The sequence below is a fragment of the Mesorhizobium sp. WSM4817 genome (assembly GCF_055811135.1).
The window spans coordinates 274622-295732 of the sequence record NZ_JBVVQQ010000005.1 but is presented as its reverse complement, the minus strand read 5'-3'; the positions used below and the strand labels follow the sequence as shown (position 1 = coordinate 295732).

Genomic DNA, 21111 nt, shown 5'->3' with positions numbered 1-21111 from the left:
TCCCCTTGTGGGAGAAGGTGGATCGGTGCGTAGCGCCGAGACGGATGAGGGGTGCTGGGAGAAACGCGGCGAGGAAAATATCGTGGAATTTGAAGTGCTTATGGCTTCGATGTAGCGATCCTCCCAGCGCCTCTCATCCGACCGACAGGTCGCGATACGACACGAAAGTTTGTTGGGCCATGTCTGGACGTCGCCGCCCAAATGCTGTTCAAACCGGTGCGTCATCGATTTGCCGGACAATCGCCTGGTTCCCAGTGGCGCGGGAAAAACTTTCGTACAGTTCTGCGCATGACCGCCATTCCCGAAAACAAAGCCTTGCCCGAAACCGCGACGGCGGCGCGGCAGGCGCGGCGCGTGGCATTGATCGTCGCCGTCGCCTTCTTCATGCAGCTTCTGGATTCGACGATCATCTCGACATCGCTGCCGCAGATGGGAGAATCCTTCGGCGTGCCGGCAGTGGCGATGAGCATCGGCATCACCGTCTACATGCTGACCATGGCGGTGTTCGTGCCGCTGTCCGGCTGGCTCGCCGACCGCTTCGGCGCGCGCAACATCTTCCTTGTGGCGATCGCCCTGTTCACGCTGGCCTCGATCGCCTGCGGCATCTCGCAGAACCTGACCCAGTTCGTCGCCGCGCGTGCCGTGCAGGGCCTGGGCAGTGCGCTGATGACACCGGTCGGCCGCATCCTGGTGCTGCGCAACGCCTCGAAGTCCGAGCTTCTCAACGCCACCGCGCTGATCACATGGCCGGCGCTATTTGCGCCGGTGATCGGGCCGGTGCTTGGCGGCTTCATCACCACCTATCTGTCCTGGCACTGGAATTTCTTCATCAACATTCCGCTCGGCGCGGTCGGCCTGGCGCTGGTCGCCCGCTTCATTCCCGGCGACCGCGCTTCCGAAACCAGGCCGCTCGACTGGCCGGGCTTCCTTGTGACCTCGGTCGGGCTCGCCTCGATGCTCTACGGCCTCGAGCGCATCGCCCATCCGCAAGACGGCGCATTGCCGACCGTGGCGCTGCTTGGCGCGGGCGTCCTGATCGGCTGGCTGGCCGTGCGGCACCTGGCGCGCGCCAAAAATCCGCTGCTCGACCTTGCTGCATTCAAAGTGCAGACTTTCGCCATATCGACACTGTCGGCCGGCACCATTTTCCGGGTCTCCATCAACGCCACGCCGTTCCTGCTGCCGCTGCTGTTCCAGGTCGGATTCGGCCTGAGACCCGTCGATGCCGGCATGCTGATACTGGCTTATTTCCTCGGCAATCTCGGCATGAAGACGGTGACGACGCCGACGCTGAAGCGCTTCGGTTTCCGTTCGGTGCTGGTCGTCAACGGCGTGATCGCATCGCTATCGATCATGGCCTGCGCCGCGATATCGCCGCAGACCCCGCAAGCGCTGGTGGTGGCGCTGATGCTGATTGCCGGACTGACCCGTTCGATGCAGTTCACCGCGCTCAACACGCTGGCCTTCGCCGATATCGCTTCGGCGCAGCGCAGCTCGGCGGCGACGCTGTCTAGCATGCTGCAGCAGGTGGCGATGCTGTTCGGCGTGGCGGTCGCCGCGGCGCTGCTCAACCTGTCGCAGATCGCCAGGGCCGGGGCGGTGCCCGACCTGGTCGACTTCCGCCTCGCCTTCCTGGCGATCGGCGCCATCGGGCTCGTGGCCTCGTTCCGCTTCCTGGCGCTGCCGCGGGCCGCCGGCGCCGAGGTTTCGGGCCATCGGGCGTGACCTTCTCCCCTTGCGGGAGAAGGTGGATCGGCGCGTAGCGCCGAGACGGATGAGGGGTGCTGGAAGAAACGCGGCGAGAAAAAAATTTAGGAATTTCAGGTGCTTACGTCTTGGAGGTAGAGATCCTTCCAGCACCCCTCATCGGACCGAGCTTCGCTCGGCCACCTTCTCCACAAGCAAGGGGAGAAGGAAAGGGCGCCGGCTACACCGGCCGATATACCTTCTCCGCTGTGTTCCAAAAAATGTCCGCCTCTGCCGCCGCACCATGCTTGGCCACCGCCTCCCGGTGCTTCTTGATCAGTTCGGCGTGGCTGGTCCACAGCTTTTCGATCGGAAAGTTGGAGCCGAACATCAGACGGTCGCTGCCAAGGATGTCGATTGCGTTGTCGACGATGTAGGCGATCAGCGCCGGGTCGTTGCGGTGGACGAAGGTGCCGAGGCCGGACAGCTTGGCGTAGAGGTTTGGCGCCGCTGAAAGCGTGCGCAGGCCGGCCTTCCAGGCTTGCGTGGTTTGCTCCGACATGTCTGTCAGCATGCCGGCATGGGTGAGGATGAAATTGGTCTCAGGATTTTCGCCGACAAGCGTCAGCCCGTCCTTCATCTGAGCCGGGAAAAGCTGCAGGTCGAAGGTCAGACCATAGTCCTTCAGCCGCGCCACATTGGCCCGCACCTTCGGGTCGACGACCTGGTCGGCGGAGGCGGCAAAGCGGAAGGCCGGCGTTTCGTGCCAGTGCAGTTGCATGCGCACGCCGCGCAGCAGGGGGTACCTGATCAGTCGGTCGATCTGATGGCGCACGTCGTCCACCGTCATGTCGGCATAGCCGACGATGGCGTGCGGCCAACCGGTTTCGTCAGCCGTCGTCTGCAGGAAGGCGACTTCTTTCTCGAAATCCTCCTTGGCCCAGTTGGTCTGGACATAGACCGCCTTCTCGATATCAGAACCTTGCTGGTCGGCGAGGAATTCCTCGATCGGGTAGTCGCGTCGGATCGGCTCGTAGGGACCGAAGATGCGCGGCACCATCGGCCCGCGCAGCCAGGGCTGGTCCTCCTGGCGCCAGATGTGGAAATGCGCGTCGATCGCCTTTTTCATCATGAAACCCTTTTCCAGATTGCTGCCGCCGCCGGAGCGGGGCGGGCGAGCGACAGGATGAAATCTCTGAGACCCGAGATCGATGAGCCGTCGACGACATCGTCGAGCACCGGCAGGATGGCGCGAAGTGCTGCCGTGGCCGGCTGAAAGCGCGGGTCGCCGGCCAGCGGCGTCGCCAGCGACAGCCGGAAGGCGCGTGCGCTCAGCCGGCGCATCGCCATTTCAAGCTCGGCATGGTCGCCGCGCTCCAGCGCATCCGACAGGATGACGACCGCCGCGCCGCGTGCAAATGAGGAAAAGCGCGGCACCGACAGGAAGGCGAGCAGCGTCGGTCCCATGCGGGTGCCGCCATCCCAGTCGTCGACCAATGCTGCCACGCGGGTGAGCGCCTGGTCGCGGTCGCGAATGCGCAGCGCCGTGGTGATGCGGGTCAGCCGCGTGCCGAAGGTGAAAATTTCAGCCCGGTCCGCGCCTTGCACCGCTGCATGCGCCAGCTTGAGATAGTCCGATGTGTAGAGCTTCATCGAGCCGGACACGTCGATCAGCAGCAAGAGCTTGCGCGGCACGGTCTGCCGGCGGCGCAGCAGCGGCGACGGTATATCGCCATCGGCACTGACGATTTCGCGCAGCGAGCGGCGCAGATCGAGCTTGCCGCGCGCGTGCGTGCGCACGGTGCGGAAGGAGCGGCGGGCGGGCAGGGCGCTAGCGAGCTTGCGGCGGAAAGCGGCAAGCCCGTCGCCGACGCGCTGGAAGTCGCGGGCGCTCAGCTGTTCTGCGCCGGACGACAGCGCGCCGCCTTCCTCCTGACGCGCCACCTCGTTGTCCTCGTCGCTGGCGCCGCCGTCATCCTTGATGCGGGTTTCCTCGTCAGCCTCGCCCTCGACGAGGGCAGCCGTGTTGCCGTAGAAATAGCTCCGGAAATGCGCCTCGAATTCGTCGCGGCGGTCGGGCGGCGGCGCCAGCGTGGCAAGCGCCGCCTCGTGGATGTCGGCCATCGAGCGGGGCCCAAGCAGCGTCACCGCCTGCATGAAGCCTGACACCTGCTCGGGCGCAACCGGAAAGCCGTAGCGGCGCAGCAGCCGGCCAAAGCCGAGCAAGGGTGCAGCCGCCCGGGGTAGGGCCGCGGGGCTCACGCCAATGCCTCCTCGACGATCCGGCCAAGCTCGGGGGCGATGTAGGACAGGTCCTCCTCATCCTTGATCAGCACGCCGATGGCGCGGCGGAACGCTTCCGGCCACGGGCTGCCGCCCTTTTCGAGGATCGTCGCGGCGTTGGCCCATTCGACCGCTTCGGCGATGCCCGGCGGCTTGGCCAGCGGGCGGGCGCGGATGTCGCGCACGGCAGCAGCCACGGCGCGCGCCGTGGCGTTGGCGACGTCGCCGGCGCGCAGCATGATGATTTCGGCCTCGCGCTCGGCGTCGGGATAGGTGATCCAGTGGTAGACGCAGCGCCGCCGCAACGCCTCCGCCAGTTCGCGGGTGCGGTTCGAGGTCAGGATGACGATCGGCTGCGTTTTGGCGCGGATGGTGCCGCGCTCGGGAATGCTGATCTGGAAGTCGGACAGGAACTCCAGCAGCAGCGCTTCGAATTCATGGTCGGAACGGTCGATCTCGTCGACCAGCAGCACGCGCTTTTCCGGCGCCTTCAGCACCTGCAGCAGGGGCCGTGCGATCAAAAAACGGTCGTCATAGATGTCAACCTCATGCTCGCCGGCGTGGCGGATGGCGAGCAACTGGCGCTGGTAGTTCCATTCGTAGAGCGCGTGTGCTGCGTCGATGCCTTCGTAGCATTGCAGCCGCACCAGGTCGCGCCCGAGCAGTTCGGCTATCGCCTTGGCCGCCTCGGTCTTGCCGACGCCCGGCGCGCCTTCGAGCAGCAGCGGCTTGCCCAGCCGGATCGCCAGGAAAATGGCGGTGGCCAGGCTTTCATCGGCCAGATAGCGCGAGGCGGCGAGGCGCGATGCCACCGCCTCCGGCGAGATCACGACAGTGTCGGCGCTTCTAGCCCGGGCGCTTCTTTTGGGCATTTCCAGCACTCAGTTCGAGGCTTGCGCCTTCAGCGCCCGCAGGATGCGTTCCGGCGTGATCGGCAGCGTGTCAATGCGCACGCCGACGGCGTCGAAGACCGCGTTGGCGACCGCCGGGATTTGCGGGTTGGCGCACATTTCGCCCGGCCCCTTGGCGCCAAAGGGTCCGTCGGCCGAGGGCCTCTCCAGCACGATGATCTCGGTTTGCGCAAGATCGCCTGGTCCCGGCATCGGATACTGGTTGAAGTCGGTGCCGCCATGATCGCGGTCGGGGTAATAGGGTTCCGTCGTCTCGTAGAGCGCGTGGCTGATGCCCATCCACGAGCCGCCGACGAGCTGCTGCTCGACCATTTTCGGATTCAGCGCGCGGCCGATCTCGAAGACGTTCTTGACCGTCAGCACGGTGACCTCGCCGGTTTCGTCGTCTACCTCGACCTCGGCCACGGTGCAGGCGTGCGCATAGCAGGTCGACGGTTTCATCGCGCCGGTTTCTTTCTCGGGATAGGAGCGCGGGATCAAGAACATGCCGCGGCCGGAAATCGAGCGGCCGCGCTTGAAATGCGCCGACAGCGCGACATCGAAGATCGAGATCGATCTTTGCGGCGCGCCCTTGACCAGGATGTTGCCCTGGCCGTCGGTCTCGAGGTCCGAGGCGTTCACTTCCAGCTCCTCGGCCGCCACTTCCAGCATCACCTGGCGGGCTTCCCTGGCCGCCTGGATGACGGCGTTGCCGGCGCGGTGCGTGCCACGCGAGGCGAAGGTGCCCATGCAGTGCGGGCCGGTGTCGGTGTCGGCGGTGTCGACGACGACGCGGTCGGTTGGCACGCCGATCGTCTCGGCACAGATCTGCGCCATGATCTGCTTCATCCCCTGGCCGAGATCGACGCTCGACAGCGTTACCATGAAATTGCCGGTCGGCGTCGAATGGACCAGCGCCTGGGTTGGATCGCCGCCGAGGTTCATGCCTGTCGGATAGTTGATCGCGGCGACGCCGCGCCCGCGCCTGATCGCCATTTCAAGCTCCCTTCGCGTAGGACGACATCGCCATGAATTTTTCCGCCACCGGCCAGTTGGCGGCGCGCGAGGCTTCCTGCATGCACTCGATCAGAGCCGCGCCCTCGGTCGGCTGGCGGTGCGCCTTCATGTCGCCGTCGCGGTAGGCGTTGATGAAGCGGAATTCGAGCGGGTCCATGCCGATCAGCCGGGCGAGCTTGTCCATCTGCACTTCAAGCGCGAAATCGCCGATGGTGACGCCGAAGCCGCGCATGGCGGAGGAGGGAGTGCGGTTGGTGTAGACGCAGTAGGTGTCGATCCAGACATTCGGGATGGTGTAAGGGCCGGGATAGTGGCCGGCGCCCTTCTGCGCGCCATAGGGCGAATGGCGCGAATAGGCCCCGGCATCGGTGTAGCCGGTGACTTTTCTGGCGACGATGCGGCCATCCTTCATGACGCCGTCCTTGATGACGACCTTTTCGGCGGCGCGCGGCGAGGAAATCTGCATCTCCTCCTCGCGGCTGTAGATGAAGGAGACCGGCCGCCCGGTCAGCTTGGCGCCGAGGATGGCGATCGGCTCGACGATGACGTCGACCTTGCCGCCAAAGCCGCCGCCGACGGTGCCGCCGACGAAATGCAGTCTGTTGCCGGGCATCTGCAGGATGATCGAGGCGTTGTCGAGGGTGAAGAACATCGCCTGCGTGTTGGTGTAGCAGGTGAAGCGGTCGTTGCCCTCCGGCGCGACGATGCAGCCGGTCGTCTCGGTCGGCGCGTGCTCGATCGGCGACGATTGATAGGTCTGCTCGAGCACGTGATCGGCGCCGGCGAAACCGGCCTCGACATCGCCGAAGCGCACCTTGCGGCATTCGCCGCTGTCGTAGAGGTAATAATTCCGGCCATGATATTCGTTGACGACAGGCGCGCCGGGCTTCAGCGCTTCTTCCATGTCGAAGACGGCCGGCAGCACCTCGTAGTCGACCTTGACCTTGGCCGCCGCTTCCTGGGCGGCACGCTCGGTCTCGGCCAGCACCGCCACCACGGCTTCGCCCTTCCAGCGCACCTTGCCGTCGGCCAGCACCGTCTCGTCCTCCGGGCCGATCTGGATCAGGATCAGGATGGTGTAGACATTGTGCGGCACGTCCTTGGCGGTCAGGATTTTCACCACGCCCGGATGCTTTTCCGCCTCTGAAGTGTCGATGCTGCGGATGCGGGCGTGATGATGCGGGCTGCGCACCATCTTCAGATGCAGCATGCCTGGAAAATTGCGGTCGGCGAAATAGGCGGTCCTGCCAGTGACATGACCGGGCGAATCGGAGCGCGGCCGTGGCTGGCCGATCTCGTGCAGATCGTCCGTGCGCTGGTCGGCGAAATAGCTCTTGCGGAGTTCCATTTTTTCGACTCCCCTCAAGCTGCGTTCTGCGAATTGGACCGCGCGGCGGTCAGCACCGCCTGGATGATCGGCTCGTAGCCGGTGCAGCGGCAGATATTGCCCGACAGCGCCTCGACCACCTCGTCGCGGCTGGGGTCCGGCGTGTGGTCGAGCAGAACCTTGGCGGCCATGATCATGCCCGGCGTGCAGAAGCCGCATTGCGTGGCGAAGGCGTCGAGGAAGGCGCGCTGCAAAGGATGCAGCACGCCGCCTTGCGAAAGCCCCGATGTCGTGGTGATCGCCGCACCGTTGCAGGTTTCGGCGAGCGTCAGGCAGGACAGCCGAAGCTCGCCGTCGATGATGACCGAGCAGGCGCCGCATGTGCCCTGATGGCAGCCGCCCTTTGGCGAGGTGTCGCCAATCTTGTCGCGCAGCGCATGAAGCAGCGTCGTGCCGCTGTCGATGAATTCGGCCTTCTCGGCGCCGTTGAGCGTGAACTGAACCGGGATCTTTGCCATCTTTTACTCCTTGCGCCGCAGCCAGGCGGAGATGCGCGCCATCGGCTTTCAGGCGAGCAAAAGCCGGCCGAGATGGACCGGCAGGACTTCGTTGCGATACCAGGCACTGGCGATCGGATCGGTAATGGGCGAGGTGCCGTCGCTCGCGACGGCCAGCGCTGGCGCGATGCCATCGCTGGTGAGTTTCCTGCCGAGCAGCGCCTTCTCCGCCGCCTTGGCGCGCATCGGCCGGTCGGCCATGCAGCCCAGCGCGATGTGCGCCGATGACACGGTTCCGTCCGGCGCTCGTTCCAGCACGGCGGCGATGCTTAGCACCGAGACGCCCTTCGGCTTGACCCTCGATATTTTCAGGAAGCGAAAGCCACCTTCCAGTGGCAAGCTGAAGCCGACCGAAGTGACGATGGCGTGATTGTCTTCGCGTCTTGCCAGGAAGGTTTCGATCGGCACCTCGCCGTCATCGGTGCCGACGGTTGCGCCCAATGCCAGCAGCGCGACGGTGAAATCGCCATAGGGCGCCGGGGCGAAGAGATTGCCGCCGACGGTCGCCATGTTGCGGATCGCCGGGCCGCCGACGGCGCGCGCCGCGTGGACAAGGGAAGACAGATCCGGGTGACGGGCGATCGCCGCCATGGTCACCGAAGCGCCGATGCGTACCTCGCCGCCGGAAACGTTGATGGCCGACAGCGCCGGTTCAGTCGACCTGATGAGGCTGGAGACCAAAACGTCGCCTTCATTGGCGGCGCGCACGACCAGCGTGCCGCCACCGAGATAGCGGGTGCCAGAGGCTTTCAGCGCCATATTCGCGTCATTGACCGTCGAGAAAGTCTGCAGTGCAAGCGCCATGGAACGCTCCTTTTGTGAGCCCTCAGCTCAACCCTGGCCGGCGAAATGGGTCTTAAGGGCGTTAAAACCGCCCTGAAAGACGTTGGCGCCCATGCCCTCGGCCAGCTTGTCAGCTTCCTCGGGAGCCGCGTCGAAGCTTGCGGTCCATTCGGCATAGGTGCGGTCGCCATCGGTCACCCGGCGCAGCTGCAGCGTCGCCTTGTGGTTGGTCAGCGGCTGCGGCGTCTCCAGGATGGAGTAGCTGACGAGGAAATTGTCGTCGGAGAAGTCGAGCAGCTTCTCGCGGATGCGAGCGCCGCTGGCGAGCTGGAAATTGCGCACGCAGCCGATTGCGCTGGTGTCCTTGCCGTCCTCGATATGGCTCTCGACCATGCGAGGGTGCCAGCTCGGCAGCCCATTGAAATCGCGTATGCGCGCCCAGACCTTTTCGACCGGTGCGTTGATGACGCTGGAGACGGTGACTTTCGCCATATGATCATTCCCTTGCAATAGCTGTGTCGCGAGGGTAGGGCGGCGAGCCCGGCAGCACTTATCAATGCGTCTTGAGCGCCTATCAATAAGTCTGAAAAAAACTGGCAATCTGAAAAAGACGGCAGCCTGAAAAAAAACGAGCAATCTGAAAGAAACGGGCAGTCTGAAAATGGCTCAGGAGATGGCTCGCGCTGCCTCGCGATAGAGTGTCGGCGGAACGCCGACATGGTCGCGGAAGAATCGCGAGAAATTGCCCTGCGTGGTGAAGCCGAGATTGCAGGCGACCGAGATCAACGGTTCCTGCGACCACTGCAACTGCCGCACCGCTTCCTCCATGCGCAGCGTGTTCCAGTAGACATTGGGCGTCAGATTGGTCTGCTCCTTGAACAGCGCGAAGAAATGCGGCCGCGACAGGCCGACGCTGCGCGCCACCTCGTCGAAGCAGATGCGTTCGCAGACATTGGCCTTCATCAGCTGGATCGCCTTGCGGACACGGAAATCCTGCACGCTGTGGACGCGGGCGCGCGCCACTTGTGGCGCCGAGGCATCGGCGGCGTCTAGCACGCTGTCGATGAAGCGCTCGATCTCGTAATTGGCGATGTCGTCGATGCTCTCATTGTCGCTGAGATGGTCGAGAAGATTGGCTGCCGCCTTGTGCAGCCACGGCTCCAGCGTGATCGCGGGTGCCGAAAACAGCGGCGCGGTCGACGGCAGGTCGCGGCGCCGGCGCGCCCAGTCCGGATCGATGTAGAAGGCGAGGAACAGGCCGGGCCGGCCGTCGCGGGACAAAGCGTGGCTGTGCGGCTGGAAGGAATTGATGCCGGCGGCGGTGCCGGGCCCAAGCCGCACCGTCTCGCGGCCGATGGTCATCTCGCCGGCCGTGCCTTCCAGCCAGATGATGATATGCGCCTCGACATGGGCATGGGTGACGAAGTCGCTGGCGACGTTCAGGACAGAAACATGTCCGAACCGGCCCCAGTAGAGCCTGATCGCTTCCGTCATGGGTATATCCTCCCGCAGGCGCTGGCCTCCCTTCGCCTGCAATCGGGATAGTGCGGCTCAGCCCGGGCCTGCGTCAAGGCGCATGTGCGCGCCTACCGCCCGCCACGCGGCGTGCCGGCCGATTTTCAGACTGAGCGATAGCAACAACAACGAATTGCGCGCGTGACCTTCGGCCTATTCGTTGCGCCGGAAATTGCGGAGCCTGTCGAACAGGACCGCCATCAGAATGGCGCCGCCGATGAACACCCCCTGCCAGAAGGCATTGATGCCGAGCAGGCCGAGGCTGTTGCGGATCACTTCGATCAGGGCTGCGCCGACGACGGCGCCAAAGGCCGTGCCCATGCCGCCCGCCAGGTTGGCGCCGCCGATGACGGTGGCGGCGATGACCTGAAGCTCCATGCCGTTGCCGAGATTGGTGGTGACGGCGCCCAGCCAGCCGGTCTGGATGATGCCGGCAAGGCCCGCTGCCAGCGCCGAGATCATGTAGACCGCGACCTTGATCTGGCGCACCGGAACGCCGGTCAGCGTCGCCGCATGCTCGTTGCCGCCGATGGCGAAGATGTGCCGGCCGAATTTCGTCCAGCGCAGGACGAAGCCGGTGATCAGCGCCAGAACGATCATGTAGAGCACCGGATTGGCGATGCCGAACACAAAGGCGCCGCCGCCCAGCGCCAGAAGCTTGTCGTGGTCGGGCCCGAACTGGAAGACGACGGTGTTGTTGGAGGCGACCATGGCGAGGCTGCGCGCGATCGACAGCATGCCGAGCGTCACCACGAAGGGCGGAAACCCGAGATAGGCGATCAGGATGCCGTTGAAGGCGCCGATGATCAGCGCCGTCGCGATCGCAGCGGCAATGCCGATCTCGATGCCGTAGCCGGCATGCATGGTCACCGCCAGCACCATCGAACACAGGCAAAGTACCGAGCCGACCGACAGGTCGATGCCGCCGGTGATGATGACGAAGGTCATTCCGAGCGCGACGATGGCGACGAAGGTGATGTTGCGGGTGATGTTGTAGAGGTTCTTCGTCGTGGCGAAGGAATCGGTGGCGACGGACAGGAACAGGCAGGCGAGGATGACCGCGATCACCACCCAGAAGGTCTGGCTGGCAAACACCCTGGTCAGCAAAGTGTGCTGTTTCTGCGCGATCGTCTGGTCAAGAGTTACTGCCATCGTCGACCTTTATCTGCTTGCGTGGTGAAACCGGCTGGCATCAAACCTGTTCGATGGCGCCGGTGATGAGCCCGGTGACTTCCTCGGGCGAACTCGACGCGATCGTCTTGTCGGCGACCTTGCGGCCGCGCCGCATGACGATGACGCGGTCGGCAACGTCAAAGACGTCGGGCATGCGGTGGCTGATCAGCACGACGGCAATGCCCTGGTCGCGCAAATGGCGGATCAGGTTCAGCACCTCGGCGACCTGCCGGACCGAGATCGCCGCCGTCGGCTCGTCCATCAGCACGATCTTGGCCTGCGAAAGCATGGTGCGGGCGATCGCCACCGCCTGGCGCTGGCCGCCCGACATCTGCTTGACCAGATCGCGCGGGCGGGTTTCGGATTTCAGCACGGCAAAGATCTGGCCGGCGCGCTTGTACATGGCGGCGTAGTCGAGGATGCGAAACGGCCCGACGCCGCGGCGCAGCTCGCGGCCGAGATAGACATTGGCGGCGGCCGTCAGATTGTTGCACAACGCCAGATCCTGATGGACGATCTCGATGCCGTGCTGGCGCGCCTCCACCGGCTTGTGCAGGATCAGCTCCTTGCCGTCCATCTGCATCGTGCCATGGCTTGGGCGGAAGTTGCCGGCGATCATCTTGACCAGCGTCGACTTGCCGGCGCCGTTGTCGCCCATCAGCCCGACCACCTGTCCGGCCTCGATCGACAGCGAAACGTCGTTGACGGCCTGGATGGCGCCGAAATGTTTTGAGATGTTGGCGAGTTCGAGAACCGGCACCAGTCTGCTTCCTCCGTGCTTTCGGCCTGCGGTCCTGCCGCGGCCTCGCTCTTCCCAGCTCCTCCCGGGAACCGCGCTTTCGCCCATTTACGCATATGCCCCCTTGCCGTCAACAGCGGCTTCTTTCGAAAAATCCGTTTTGTAGGACAAATAGCAATTGACGTCCGTCGCAAGCCGATATTAGCTAGGCGTCGGAGGAGATTATGCCGATCTCCTGCCCCGGCTCGCCGGGGCTGAGCAGGCGGAGGTTTATCGGTCGAGGATCTGGCAGCGTCCCTATCGCGCTGGTCTGCAACCGCATCTGGAAATTCTTATCGGCCCGGCTTGACGACACGAGCGCTCGCGAAACGAACCTCTGTCATCGCGCATCCGGGCTGGTCTGTGTGGCGGGCACGCCGTGTCCGTCTGTTTCAAGGGAGGACTGAAATGAGGAAGTCACTATTGCTCGCTGCCGTCGCCATGCTGGCGCTGGGCGCCGGGCCGGCTTTGGCCAAGAAACAGCTCGTCATCGTGGTCAAGGGGCTCGACAATCCGTTCTTCGAGGCCATCAACCAGGGTTGCCAGAAATGGAACAAGGAAAACGCCGACTCGGAGTATGAGTGCTTCTACACCGGTCCGGCATCGACCTCGGACGAAGCCGGCGAAGCCCAGATCGTCCAGGACATGCTGAGCAAGCCGGACACGGTGGCGATGGCGATTTCGCCGTCCAACGCACCGCTGATCGCCCAGACGATCAAGAGCGCCAATCCGTCGATCCCGATCATGACGCTCGACGCCGACCTCAGCAAGGAAGATGCGGGGCTGCGCAAGACCTATCTCGGCACCGACAACTACCTGATGGGCTACAAGATCGGCGAGTACATCAAGAAGGGCAAGCCGGATGGCGGCAAGATCTGCACCATTGAAGGCAATCCGGCGGCTGACAACATCCTGCGCCGCGCCCAGGGCATGCGCGACGCGCTTTCAGGCCAGAAGGATCTCCCGGCGCTCAAGGGCGAGGGCGGCTGGACCGAGGTCGCCGGCTGCCCGGTGTTCACCAATGACGACGGCGCCAAGGGCGTGCAGGCGATGACCGATATCCTCGCCGCCAATCCCGACCTCGATGCCTTCGGCATCATGGGCGGCTGGCCGCTGTTCGGCGCGCCGCAGCCCTATCGCGACCTGTTCAAGCCGATGGCCGACAAGATCGCCAAGAACGAGTTCGTCATCGGCGCTGCCGATACGATCGGCGACGAAGTGGCCATTGCCAAGGAGGGTCTGGTGACCGCGCTGGTCGGCCAGCGGCCGTTCGAGATGGGCTACAAGGCGCCCTCGGTGATGATCGACCTGGTCGAAGGCAAGCCCGTCGCCGATCCGGTCTTCACCGGTCTCGACGAGTGCACCAAGGATACGGTCGATACCTGCATCCAGAAGTAGGTTCGCAGTTTCGGGGCGTCCGCTCGACGGGCGCCCCGTCACACCGGTTCACGAAAACCTGCGAGGCGACAGTGCTGGGGCGAACCGCTCCTGCTTTGCTGCGCCTTGAGTTCAGCCTGTGCCGGGGAACATGGATGTCGGACGCCAGATCGAAAAAGCGACTTACCACTGTCAAGGCACGGGCTACGGTCAAGGCACGGGCCAAGGTCAAGGCACGGGCCAAGGTCAAGCCGCCGGTCGCCCGCCCGGCCGGCGCCCGCCGGACCGATGCGGCGCTGATCCCCGGATCGAGCGTGCATGCGTCGCTGGCCAACGAGATCGGCCTCAGGATCGTGCGCGGCGACTATCCGCCGGGAACCATCCTGCCCAACGAGGCCAAATGGTCCGAGACTTTCGACGTCAGCCGCTCGGCGGTGCGCGAAGCGATAAAAATGCTGATGGCCAAGAGCCTGCTGGCCTCACGCCCCAAGATCGGCAGCTGGGTCGAGCCGAAAGAGCGCTGGAACCTGCTCGATCGCGACGTGCTCGCCTGGTATGCGACAGCGCCCGATCGCGAAATGTTCCTGCGCACTGTCCAGGAATTCCGTCACATCATCGAGCCGGAAGCCAGCGCCTTTGCGGCGATCCGGCGCAGCGACGAGCAGATGGCCGAGATCAGCCAGGCCTGCCGGGAGATGGGCGAGGCGGCGACATTGCCGGAGCGCACCCGCGCCGACACGCGTTTTCACCTGGCTATCCTGCGCGCCTCGGGCAATGACCTCCTGGTCCCGCTCGGCGTGCTGATCGAATCGGCGCTCGATCATCTCTTCGTTTTCGTCACGCGCGAAACCAGCGACCAGCCTCGGGCGCAGGCGCTGCATGAGGCGATCGAGAAGAACATCCGCCTCCGGCGGCCGGCGGCAGCCCGCACCGCGGTGCACCGACTGCTCGCCAACACCGACGAGGTTATCGGGCGGTCGCGGCGGTAAGGTCAAACGCAATCGCTCTGAACGGCCAGGGAGCGGCGACTTGGAAGACTCACGTCGGGCCTGAAACCCCATATGCTTCGTTGACCTCGTCAGAGCGAGGAACGAACCCATTTGCCAGCACTCTTGCTGAGGAGTATCCTTTTGCGCAAAGCTGGCGGTGAGTGTCGGTTGAGAGGGGGAGCATGGCCAGACTTGTCGCACTCTACAAGACTCCGAAAGACGTGGCCGCCTTCGACCGTTACTATGTTTCGACCCACATTCCTCTGGCCAAAGCCATTCCCGGCTTGAGGAAATACGAAATCAGTGATGGCGGCGTCCATTCACCGGGTGGGGCCTCAGGCTATCATCTTGTTGCTACGCTCTACTTCGATTCCGTTGCGGATATTCAAGCGGCCTTAGCGTCCCCCGAGGGTCGGGCCACGGCGGCTGATCTTGGCAATTTTGCAGATGGCGGAGTGGAGCTAATGCTCTTTGAGACTAGGGAAGTCTGAACCTCGCACAATCCGACCCATCGGCCATGTCGTGAAGGAGGGCGATGGCTTTCGCTGGCTGCCGGCGGACTGGGTCTGGGATAGAGAAACCTGACCTGTCTGCGTTTCCTGGGCGATCTGCTGTCGGCGGATGTCACGCCTAAACGCCGACTGACACGGATCGCGGTTCTCAACGACGTCCCGTGGAAAAGCCACTGTCACCAACCGATCCGCCATCAAGTGGCCGTCAAGGCGGGACTGGAAATCCGCTGGGGCGCGTGAGCCATCGTAGAGGGCTTCTGAAGCATTGATGGCGTTTTCCGCGCGCCCACTTGGTGCATTAGATGTCGGATGTCATCTGCAGTATGACCGTAGATTGCCATGACCGTCAGGATGATCGGCTCGCTCAGGAGATCGTCAAGCGTAGGTTCACGCTCTTGCGTCATGGGTCGCCTCAAAGTTCTTGTTTATTCCCGCACCTTCTGCTCGAACGATGACAGTGAGACGGCGTTCGGGAAACTCCTCAAAAAGAGGTAGTCTGCATCGTCATCGTCGACGACCGATATGGGTGCAGGTTGCCGCCATCAACTTGACGCTGCCGGAGCGTACCCGCGCCGATACGCGTTTTCACCTGGCTATCCTGCGCGCCTCGGGCAACGACCTGCTGGTGCCGCTCGGCGTGCCGATCGAATCGGCGCTCGATCATCTCTTCGTTTTCGTCACGCGCGAAACCAGCGACCAGCCTCGGGCGCAGGCGCTGCATGAGGCGATCGAGAAGAACATCCGCCTCAGGCGGCCGGCGGCAGCAAGGAGTGCCGTGCACAGGCTGCTCGCCAACACCGACGAGGTTATCGGGCGGTCGCGGCGGTGATTTCATGCACCTTTCCTTCTCCCCTTGTGGGAGAAGGTGGATTGGCGCGTAGCGCCAAGACGGTTGAGGGGTGTTGGAAGAAATGAGGCGTTAGCGTTCCCTGGAACACCCCTCATCCGTCCTCGCTTCGCGAGGCCACCTTCTCCCACAAGGGGAGAAGGGACGGCGGAAGCCTCAAATCGTCTGCTTCTCCCCATCCTTCGTCGGCGTCAAATCGATGCCGTTGACCTTGCCGATATGTGTCGCCAGCATCGGCACATATTGATCGACCGGCCCGGCGGCGAATGCGCCGGCGAAGGCGTTCTTGGTGGCGTTGCCGAGCGGGTTGGCGATGCCGGCGGCACCGGCCATCGATTCGAGATAGGTGAGGTCCTTGAAGGCGTTGGCGATGGTGAATTTGTGCGCGTCACGGTCGCCTTCAAGCGTCCAGCGCATAAAAGTCTGGTAGAAGCCGCAATCCATGCGGCCGTTGCGGATGACGCTGTCGAAGCGCGGCGGCGAGATGCCGACCTTTTCGGCCAGCGCCAGCGCCTCGGAATAGATCGCCGCATAGCCCAGCGAGATGAAATTGTTGAGCAGCTTCATACGGTGGCCGTCGCCGGTGTCACCGATATGGACGATACGTCCGGCCCAGGTGTCGAGCACTGGCTTCAGCCGGGCAAAGACCGCGTCGGATGCACCGACCATGGCGTCCAGCGTGCCTTCCCAGGCCTCCTTCGGCGTGCGGCTGAGCGGGGCATCGACATAGTCGACGCCGATCGCCTTGAGTTCGGCGGCAAGCGCCACCGTCGAGGTCGGGTCGGAGGTCGAGCAATCGACGATCACCGAACCCTTGTTCAGGCCCTCCTTGAGGCCGCCCGGCCCGCGGATGATGGCCTCGACCTCGCGTGAGCCGGTGACGCAGATGAAGACGATATCGGATGCCGCTGCCACGTCGCGCGAGGTTGCGGCTTCCTTCGCACCGCGGTCGAGCATGTCTTGCGCCGGTGCGCGGTTCTTGCGGCCGAGAAACGTCAGGGAATAGCCCTTGTCGACGATGTTCTTGGCGATCCCGTGTCCCATCAGGCCAAGGCCGATGAAGCCGATCTTTTCGCTCGCGGCGGTGGTGTTCATGTCGTGTAATCCCTGTTGCGGTCTCGATGACGGCGCCGCACTTCGGCAGGCGAATTGTTGAAGCGGGTTTTACCAAAAGCGGTTGGCGGACGATTGCAGAGTTCGATATTGTCTGACAATACACCTGAATTCCAGGGAATGTGGAGAGCAAAATGACGAAGCGGATCATGTTCACCGGCGGCAGCGGCAAGGCTGGGCGTCATGTCGTGCAGTATCTGGTCGAGCAGGGCTGCCAGGTGCTCAACATCGACACCAAGCCGCTCGACAATCCCAAGGTGCGCACCTTGATCACCGACATCACCGACAGCGGGCAGGTGTTCAATGCGCTGTCGAGCTATATGGGCCTGCATGAATTCGACCCGTCGCTGCGCGCGCAGCCCGTCGATGCCGTGGTGCACTTCGCTGCGATCCCGCGCATCATGATCACGCCCGACAACGAGGTGTTCCGCATCAACGCGCTCGGCACCTACAATGTCATCGAGGCGGCGGTGAAGCTCGGAATCCGCAAGGTGGTGATCGCCTCCAGCGAGACGACCTATGGGCTGGTTTTCGCCAACGAGCCGCGCGACCCGACACATTTCCCGCTCGACGAGGACTATGACGTCGATCCAATGGACAGTTATGCGCTGTCGAAGATCGTCAACGAGAAGACGGCGCGCGCCTTCGCGCTGCGCGGCGGCATCGACATCTACGCCTTGCGCATCGGCAACGTCGTCGAGCCGCATGAATATTCGCTGTTCCCGAAATGGTTCGCCGATCCAGGTTTCCGCAAGCGGATCGCCTGGAGCTATATCGACGCGCGCGACCTCGGCCAGATCACCCTGCGCGCCATCGAGAAGGACGGGCTCGGCTATCAGGTGTTCAACGCCGCCAATGACGACACCTCCTCCGACCTGCCGACGGCCGAACTGTTGAAACGGTTTTATCCCGGCGTGCCGGTTAAGGTTGAGCTCGGCGAATACGAGACGCTGCTCTCCAACCGCAAGGCGCGGGATATGCTCGGCTTTCGCCCGGAACACAGCTGGCGGAAATACGTCAGGACGGCATGACCGGCCGATGCATCCCGGCTGATCTGCGCACAGAAGCAGGCTTTGCCGCCCGAGGCTGTTCCGGTGCTTGACAGCTTTCGGAATCCGGACTTTGTGAACGCATGCGGGACGGCAAGCCGAATAAGCGAAAAACACCGGCCAGGGCGGCGTCGGCCGAACGCCCGGCTGTCGTTCGCCGTGCCGATACGGCGCGCATGCCTGGGGCGAGCGTGCACGCGTCGCTGGCCAACGAGATCGGTCTCAGGATCGTGCGCGGCGACTATCCGCCGGGAACCATCCTGCCTAATGAAGCCAAATGGTCGGAGACTTTCGACGTCAGCCGCTCGGCGGTGCGCGAAGCGATAAAAATGCTGATGGCCAAGAGCCTTTTGGCGTCGCGTCCAAAGATCGGCAGCTGGGTCGAGCCGAAAGAGCGCTGGAACCTGCTCGACCGCGACGTGCTGGCCTGGTACGCGACCTCGCCCGACCGCGAGGTGTTCCTGAAGACGGTGCAGGAGTTCCGCCACATCATCGAGCCGGAAGCGACCGCCTTTGCCGCGATGCGGCGCACAGACGAGCAGATGGCCGAGATCAGCCGGGCCTGCCGGGAGATGGGCGCGGCGGCGACGCTGCAGGAGCGCACGCGCGCCGATACGCGTTTTCATCTGGCGATCCTGCGCGCCTCCGGTAACGACCTCCTGGTGCCGCTCGGCGTGCTGATCGAATCGGCGTTCGATCATCTGTTCGCCTATACGACGCGGGAACTGGACGATCTGCAGCACGCGCAGAAGCTGCACGAGGCGATCGAAAGGAACATCCGCCTGCAGCGACCGGATGCGGCACGCAACGCGGTGCGCAAGCTGTTGGCCAACACCGACGGCGTCATCAAATCGCGCTGATAAGGCGCGGCGGACCACTGCAGCGCTTCATCTTCTTTCTCCACCGCCCGCAATTTCGCCGTTCGCAATCTCCCCGTTCGCGATCGCCGCCGGGCCACAGCCGCCAATCTCCAAGATTTGAGATTAGCCGCAGGGTCCCATGCCTTCGTCATCCTGGGGCGAAGCAAGGAGCGAAGCGACGCCGCGCAGACCCCAGATCCATGCCGTTACCTTGGAGCACTGCTGCGGTGCAGGACCTTTGATCGCGGAGGGACAGCGCCCCCCTCTGTCCTGCCGGACATCTCCCCCACAAGGAGGGAGATTGGCTTCATCACTGATTTCGCCAATCACCAACCTTGCGGACGCTGTCCGCGAAGCTGCCGATCTGCCCCAAGTGGGGGAGATGTCGAGTCTTGGCAAAGAGGGCAGGACAGAGGGGGGCGCGAAGGATCACTACAGAGCGCTTTTATTCTGAGCCGTTGCATTCTTCGGCGGCTGTCACGGAATGGCTCCCAGGGTCTGCGCCGCGTCGCTTCGCTCCTTGCTCAGTGTTCTCTCGGGCGGCCAAACGCGGCGCGCAGTTCGTCCTTGGCGTCCTCCAGCACTTTCTTCTGCTTGGCCGGCAGGTTCGTGCCGGCGCGGTTGATGTAGAAATTCAGCATCGACATGGCGGACTGGAACGGCTCGGCCTTGCGCCGGTCGCTGTGCTCGGCCGATCGCTTCAGCGAGGCTGCGATCTTCTTGGGGTCGTGGGATTCGAAGATATGGTCCTCGAGGTCCAGCGCATCGCTGTGCTCGGTGACCTCGGCCGACCATTTCCTTTTCGCGGTCATGACAAGCTCCTTCTCCCTTCTATTGGCCTATTGGCAAGTTTGATGAAAAACTCCGGGACGGCGGCCACCGTTCCACTGCAGCTCAAAATCCCTGGAGCCACGCAATTGCGCGATGTGGCGCTGCACGGCGCCGCCAATGTGCCGATAGTGGTGTCGAACCCGTCGACTTGCGCAAAACCGCGGACAGGAAACGCCTTGACCACAACCGCCTCCAGCCGGCCGAGCAGCCCCGGCATAGACAGCGCCTATGCCTGGCTGCGGCTCGGCATCTCGATGCTGCTGGCGACGATCGGCGGTGTCGGCATGTGGGCGGTGGTCGTGGTGCTGCCCGCCATGCAGGCCGAATTCGGCGTCGATCGCGCCGCCGCTTCGATGCCCTATACCGCGACCATGGCCGGTTTCGCCGTCGGCAATGTGCTGGTCGGCCGCGCCATCGACCGCATCGGCTACTGGATACCGGCGCTCATTGCCTCGGTGACGCTCGGTACCGGGTTCCTGCTGGCGTCGCTGACCACTTCGATCCTGCAGTTCACCCTTGTCCAGGGACTTTTGATCGGCGTCGGCACGTCGGCGATTTTCGGGCCGCTGATCGCCGACATCTCGCACTGGTTCAACCGCCGCCGTGGCGTCGCGGTGACGGCTGCCGCCGCCGGCAGCTATCTCGCCGGGGTAATCTGGCCGTTGGCAATGCCCTACGTCATACAGAGCGAGGGCTGGCGCTTCACCTATGCCGCAATCGGTGTCGTCTGCCTCGCCACCATGCTGCCGCTGATCATGCTGCTCAGGCGCGGCGCACCACATGCCGCCGCTCCCGGTTCACCCGGCAGCCGGCCAGTCCAGCCGATCTCGCTGTCACCGGCAGCGCTGCAGGTGCTGCTCGTCGTCGCCGGCCTTGGCTGCTGCGTGGCGATGTCGATGCCGCAGGTCCATATCGTCGCCTATTGCATGGATCTCGGCTACGGCGTGGCGCGAGGCGCCGACATGCTGTCGATCATGATGGCGGCGGGCGTCGTCAGCCGGCTGGCGTCCGGCTTCCTCGCCGATCGCATCGGCGGCGTGAAAACCCTGCTGATCGGCTCGGTGCTGCAAGCCCTGTCGCTGTTGTTCTACATCCCCTTCGACGGGCTCGCGTCGCTTTACGTCGTCTCGCTGGTCTTCGGCCTGTCGCAGGGCGGCATCGTGCCTTGCTATGCCATCATCGTGCGCGAATACATGCCCGCCAAAGAGGCCGGCCAGCGCGTCGGCATCGTAATCATGGCAACGATCTTCGGAATGGCAGTCGGCGGCTGGATGTCGGGCTGGATCTACGATCTGACCGGCTCCTACGCCGCCGCGTTCCTCAATGGCATCGCCTGGAACCTGCTGAACATAGCGGCCATGGTGCTGGTGCTGTGGAAGGCACGGCGCAGCGCCGCGGCGATGGCCTGAGCACTGACCCCGCTGGCCAGAGCGATGGCAGCGACATGGGGTAGGCCCCCGTGACGCGGAGCCCGGTCCAGGTTCCTGCTTGACGGACACATATCTCGGCGGTTATTGGTTTCCA

The 21111-nt window shown here is 63.9% G+C and carries 20 protein-coding genes and 1 pseudogene; 8 read left to right on the top strand and 13 right to left on the bottom strand.

Going from position 1 to position 21111, the window contains the following annotated elements; translation table 11 throughout:
• The first annotated feature begins 288 nt into the window (after positions 1-288).
• Positions 289-1725 (top strand): DHA2 family efflux MFS transporter permease subunit, encoded by a 1437-nt coding sequence (locus tag AC0L2K_RS10105; RefSeq protein ID WP_473531244.1) that lies wholly within the window; start codon positions 289-291, stop codon positions 1723-1725.
• A gap of 202 nt (positions 1726-1927) precedes the next feature.
• Here the strand turns inward: AC0L2K_RS10105 and AC0L2K_RS10100 are convergent, their stop codons facing one another.
• The 11 genes from AC0L2K_RS10100 to AC0L2K_RS10050 all read right to left on the bottom strand — a co-directional run bounded on the left by AC0L2K_RS10100 (position 1928) and on the right by AC0L2K_RS10050 (position 11991).
• A complete protein-coding gene (locus tag AC0L2K_RS10100) occupies positions 1928-2815 on the bottom strand; it encodes an amidohydrolase family protein (RefSeq protein WP_473531286.1) in 888 nt (295 codons plus the stop codon).
• Entirely contained in the window at positions 2815-3891 is a 1077-nt protein-coding gene (locus AC0L2K_RS10095; protein WP_473531285.1) for a vWA domain-containing protein, read from the bottom strand. Before AC0L2K_RS10095 ends, AC0L2K_RS10100 begins: the two co-directional genes overlap by 1 nt.
• A 53-nt stretch (positions 3892-3944) precedes the next feature.
• On the bottom strand, positions 3945-4841 hold the full coding sequence (locus tag AC0L2K_RS10090) for an AAA family ATPase (protein WP_473531243.1): 897 nt from the start codon (positions 4839-4841) through the stop codon (positions 3945-3947).
• Positions 4842-4850: 9 nt separating this feature from the next.
• Positions 4851-5855, bottom strand: coding sequence for a xanthine dehydrogenase family protein molybdopterin-binding subunit (locus AC0L2K_RS10085; RefSeq protein WP_473531242.1), 1005 nt, complete (start codon positions 5853-5855; stop codon positions 4851-4853).
• Position 5856: 1 nt separating this feature from the next.
• Positions 5857-7224 (bottom strand): xanthine dehydrogenase family protein molybdopterin-binding subunit, encoded by a 1368-nt coding sequence (locus AC0L2K_RS10080; RefSeq protein WP_473531241.1) that lies wholly within the window; start codon positions 7222-7224, stop codon positions 5857-5859.
• Positions 7225-7238: 14 nt separating this feature from the next.
• Positions 7239-7721: a (2Fe-2S)-binding protein gene (locus tag AC0L2K_RS10075; RefSeq protein ID WP_254021665.1), complete on the bottom strand. Its 483-nt coding sequence runs from the start codon at positions 7719-7721 to the stop codon at positions 7239-7241.
• A gap of 48 nt (positions 7722-7769) precedes the next feature.
• Positions 7770-8564: an FAD binding domain-containing protein gene (locus AC0L2K_RS10070; RefSeq protein WP_473531240.1), complete on the bottom strand. Its 795-nt coding sequence runs from the start codon at positions 8562-8564 to the stop codon at positions 7770-7772.
• A 27-nt stretch (positions 8565-8591) separates the two neighbouring features.
• Positions 8592-9035 (bottom strand): SRPBCC family protein, encoded by a 444-nt coding sequence (locus AC0L2K_RS10065; protein ID WP_473531239.1) that lies wholly within the window; start codon positions 9033-9035, stop codon positions 8592-8594.
• 174 nt (positions 9036-9209) lie between these two features.
• Positions 9210-10037, bottom strand: coding sequence for an AraC family transcriptional regulator (locus AC0L2K_RS10060; protein ID WP_287121277.1), 828 nt, complete (start codon positions 10035-10037; stop codon positions 9210-9212).
• A gap of 174 nt (positions 10038-10211) precedes the next feature.
• Positions 10212-11210, bottom strand: a complete 999-nt coding sequence (locus AC0L2K_RS10055) for an ABC transporter permease (protein ID WP_077382937.1) — start codon at positions 11208-11210, stop codon at positions 10212-10214.
• Between the two features lie 40 nt (positions 11211-11250).
• The gene (locus tag AC0L2K_RS10050; protein WP_027154335.1) at positions 11251-11991 is read right to left on the bottom strand and encodes an ATP-binding cassette domain-containing protein; all 741 of its coding nucleotides are present in this window, start codon (positions 11989-11991) and stop codon (positions 11251-11253) included.
• Positions 11992-12417: 426 nt separating this feature from the next.
• Between AC0L2K_RS10050 and AC0L2K_RS10045 the strand changes: the two genes are divergently transcribed.
• The 4 genes and pseudogenes from AC0L2K_RS10045 to AC0L2K_RS10030 all read left to right on the top strand — a co-directional run.
• A complete protein-coding gene (locus tag AC0L2K_RS10045; protein ID WP_091599170.1) occupies positions 12418-13407 on the top strand; it encodes a sugar-binding protein in 990 nt (329 codons plus the stop codon).
• 134 nt (positions 13408-13541) lie between these two features.
• Positions 13542-14375: a FadR/GntR family transcriptional regulator gene (locus AC0L2K_RS10040; protein WP_091599173.1), complete on the top strand. Its 834-nt coding sequence runs from the start codon at positions 13542-13544 to the stop codon at positions 14373-14375.
• Between the two features lie 182 nt (positions 14376-14557).
• Positions 14558-14866, top strand: coding sequence for an EthD family reductase (locus tag AC0L2K_RS10035; RefSeq protein ID WP_023798648.1), 309 nt, complete (start codon positions 14558-14560; stop codon positions 14864-14866).
• Positions 14867-15437: 571 nt separating this feature from the next.
• Positions 15438-15716, top strand: a pseudogene (locus AC0L2K_RS10030) (FCD domain-containing protein); the annotation flags it as partial.
• Between the two features lie 174 nt (positions 15717-15890).
• Here AC0L2K_RS10030 and AC0L2K_RS10025 read toward each other — a convergent pair.
• Positions 15891-16829: an NAD(P)-dependent oxidoreductase gene (locus tag AC0L2K_RS10025; protein WP_473531238.1), complete on the bottom strand. Its 939-nt coding sequence runs from the start codon at positions 16827-16829 to the stop codon at positions 15891-15893.
• 152 nt (positions 16830-16981) lie between these two features.
• Between AC0L2K_RS10025 and AC0L2K_RS10020 the strand changes: the two genes are divergently transcribed.
• Both AC0L2K_RS10020 and AC0L2K_RS10015 read left to right on the top strand, forming a co-directional pair.
• Positions 16982-17878 carry an NAD-dependent epimerase/dehydratase family protein gene (locus AC0L2K_RS10020; protein ID WP_473531237.1) on the top strand — a complete coding sequence of 299 codons (897 nt, stop codon included), beginning with the start codon at positions 16982-16984 and terminating at the stop codon, positions 17876-17878.
• Positions 17879-17979: 101 nt separating this feature from the next.
• Positions 17980-18756: a FadR/GntR family transcriptional regulator gene (locus AC0L2K_RS10015; RefSeq protein WP_128175110.1), complete on the top strand. Its 777-nt coding sequence runs from the start codon at positions 17980-17982 to the stop codon at positions 18754-18756.
• Between the two features lie 524 nt (positions 18757-19280).
• Here AC0L2K_RS10015 and AC0L2K_RS10010 read toward each other — a convergent pair.
• A complete protein-coding gene (locus AC0L2K_RS10010; RefSeq protein ID WP_023798654.1) occupies positions 19281-19568 on the bottom strand; it encodes a DUF3175 domain-containing protein in 288 nt (95 codons plus the stop codon).
• Positions 19569-19763: 195 nt separating this feature from the next.
• On the opposite strand from AC0L2K_RS10010, the gene AC0L2K_RS10005 reads away from it, so the two are divergent.
• Positions 19764-20996 (top strand): MFS transporter, encoded by a 1233-nt coding sequence (locus AC0L2K_RS10005; RefSeq protein WP_128175150.1) that lies wholly within the window; start codon positions 19764-19766, stop codon positions 20994-20996.
• The last annotated feature ends 115 nt before the right edge of the window (positions 20997-21111 follow it).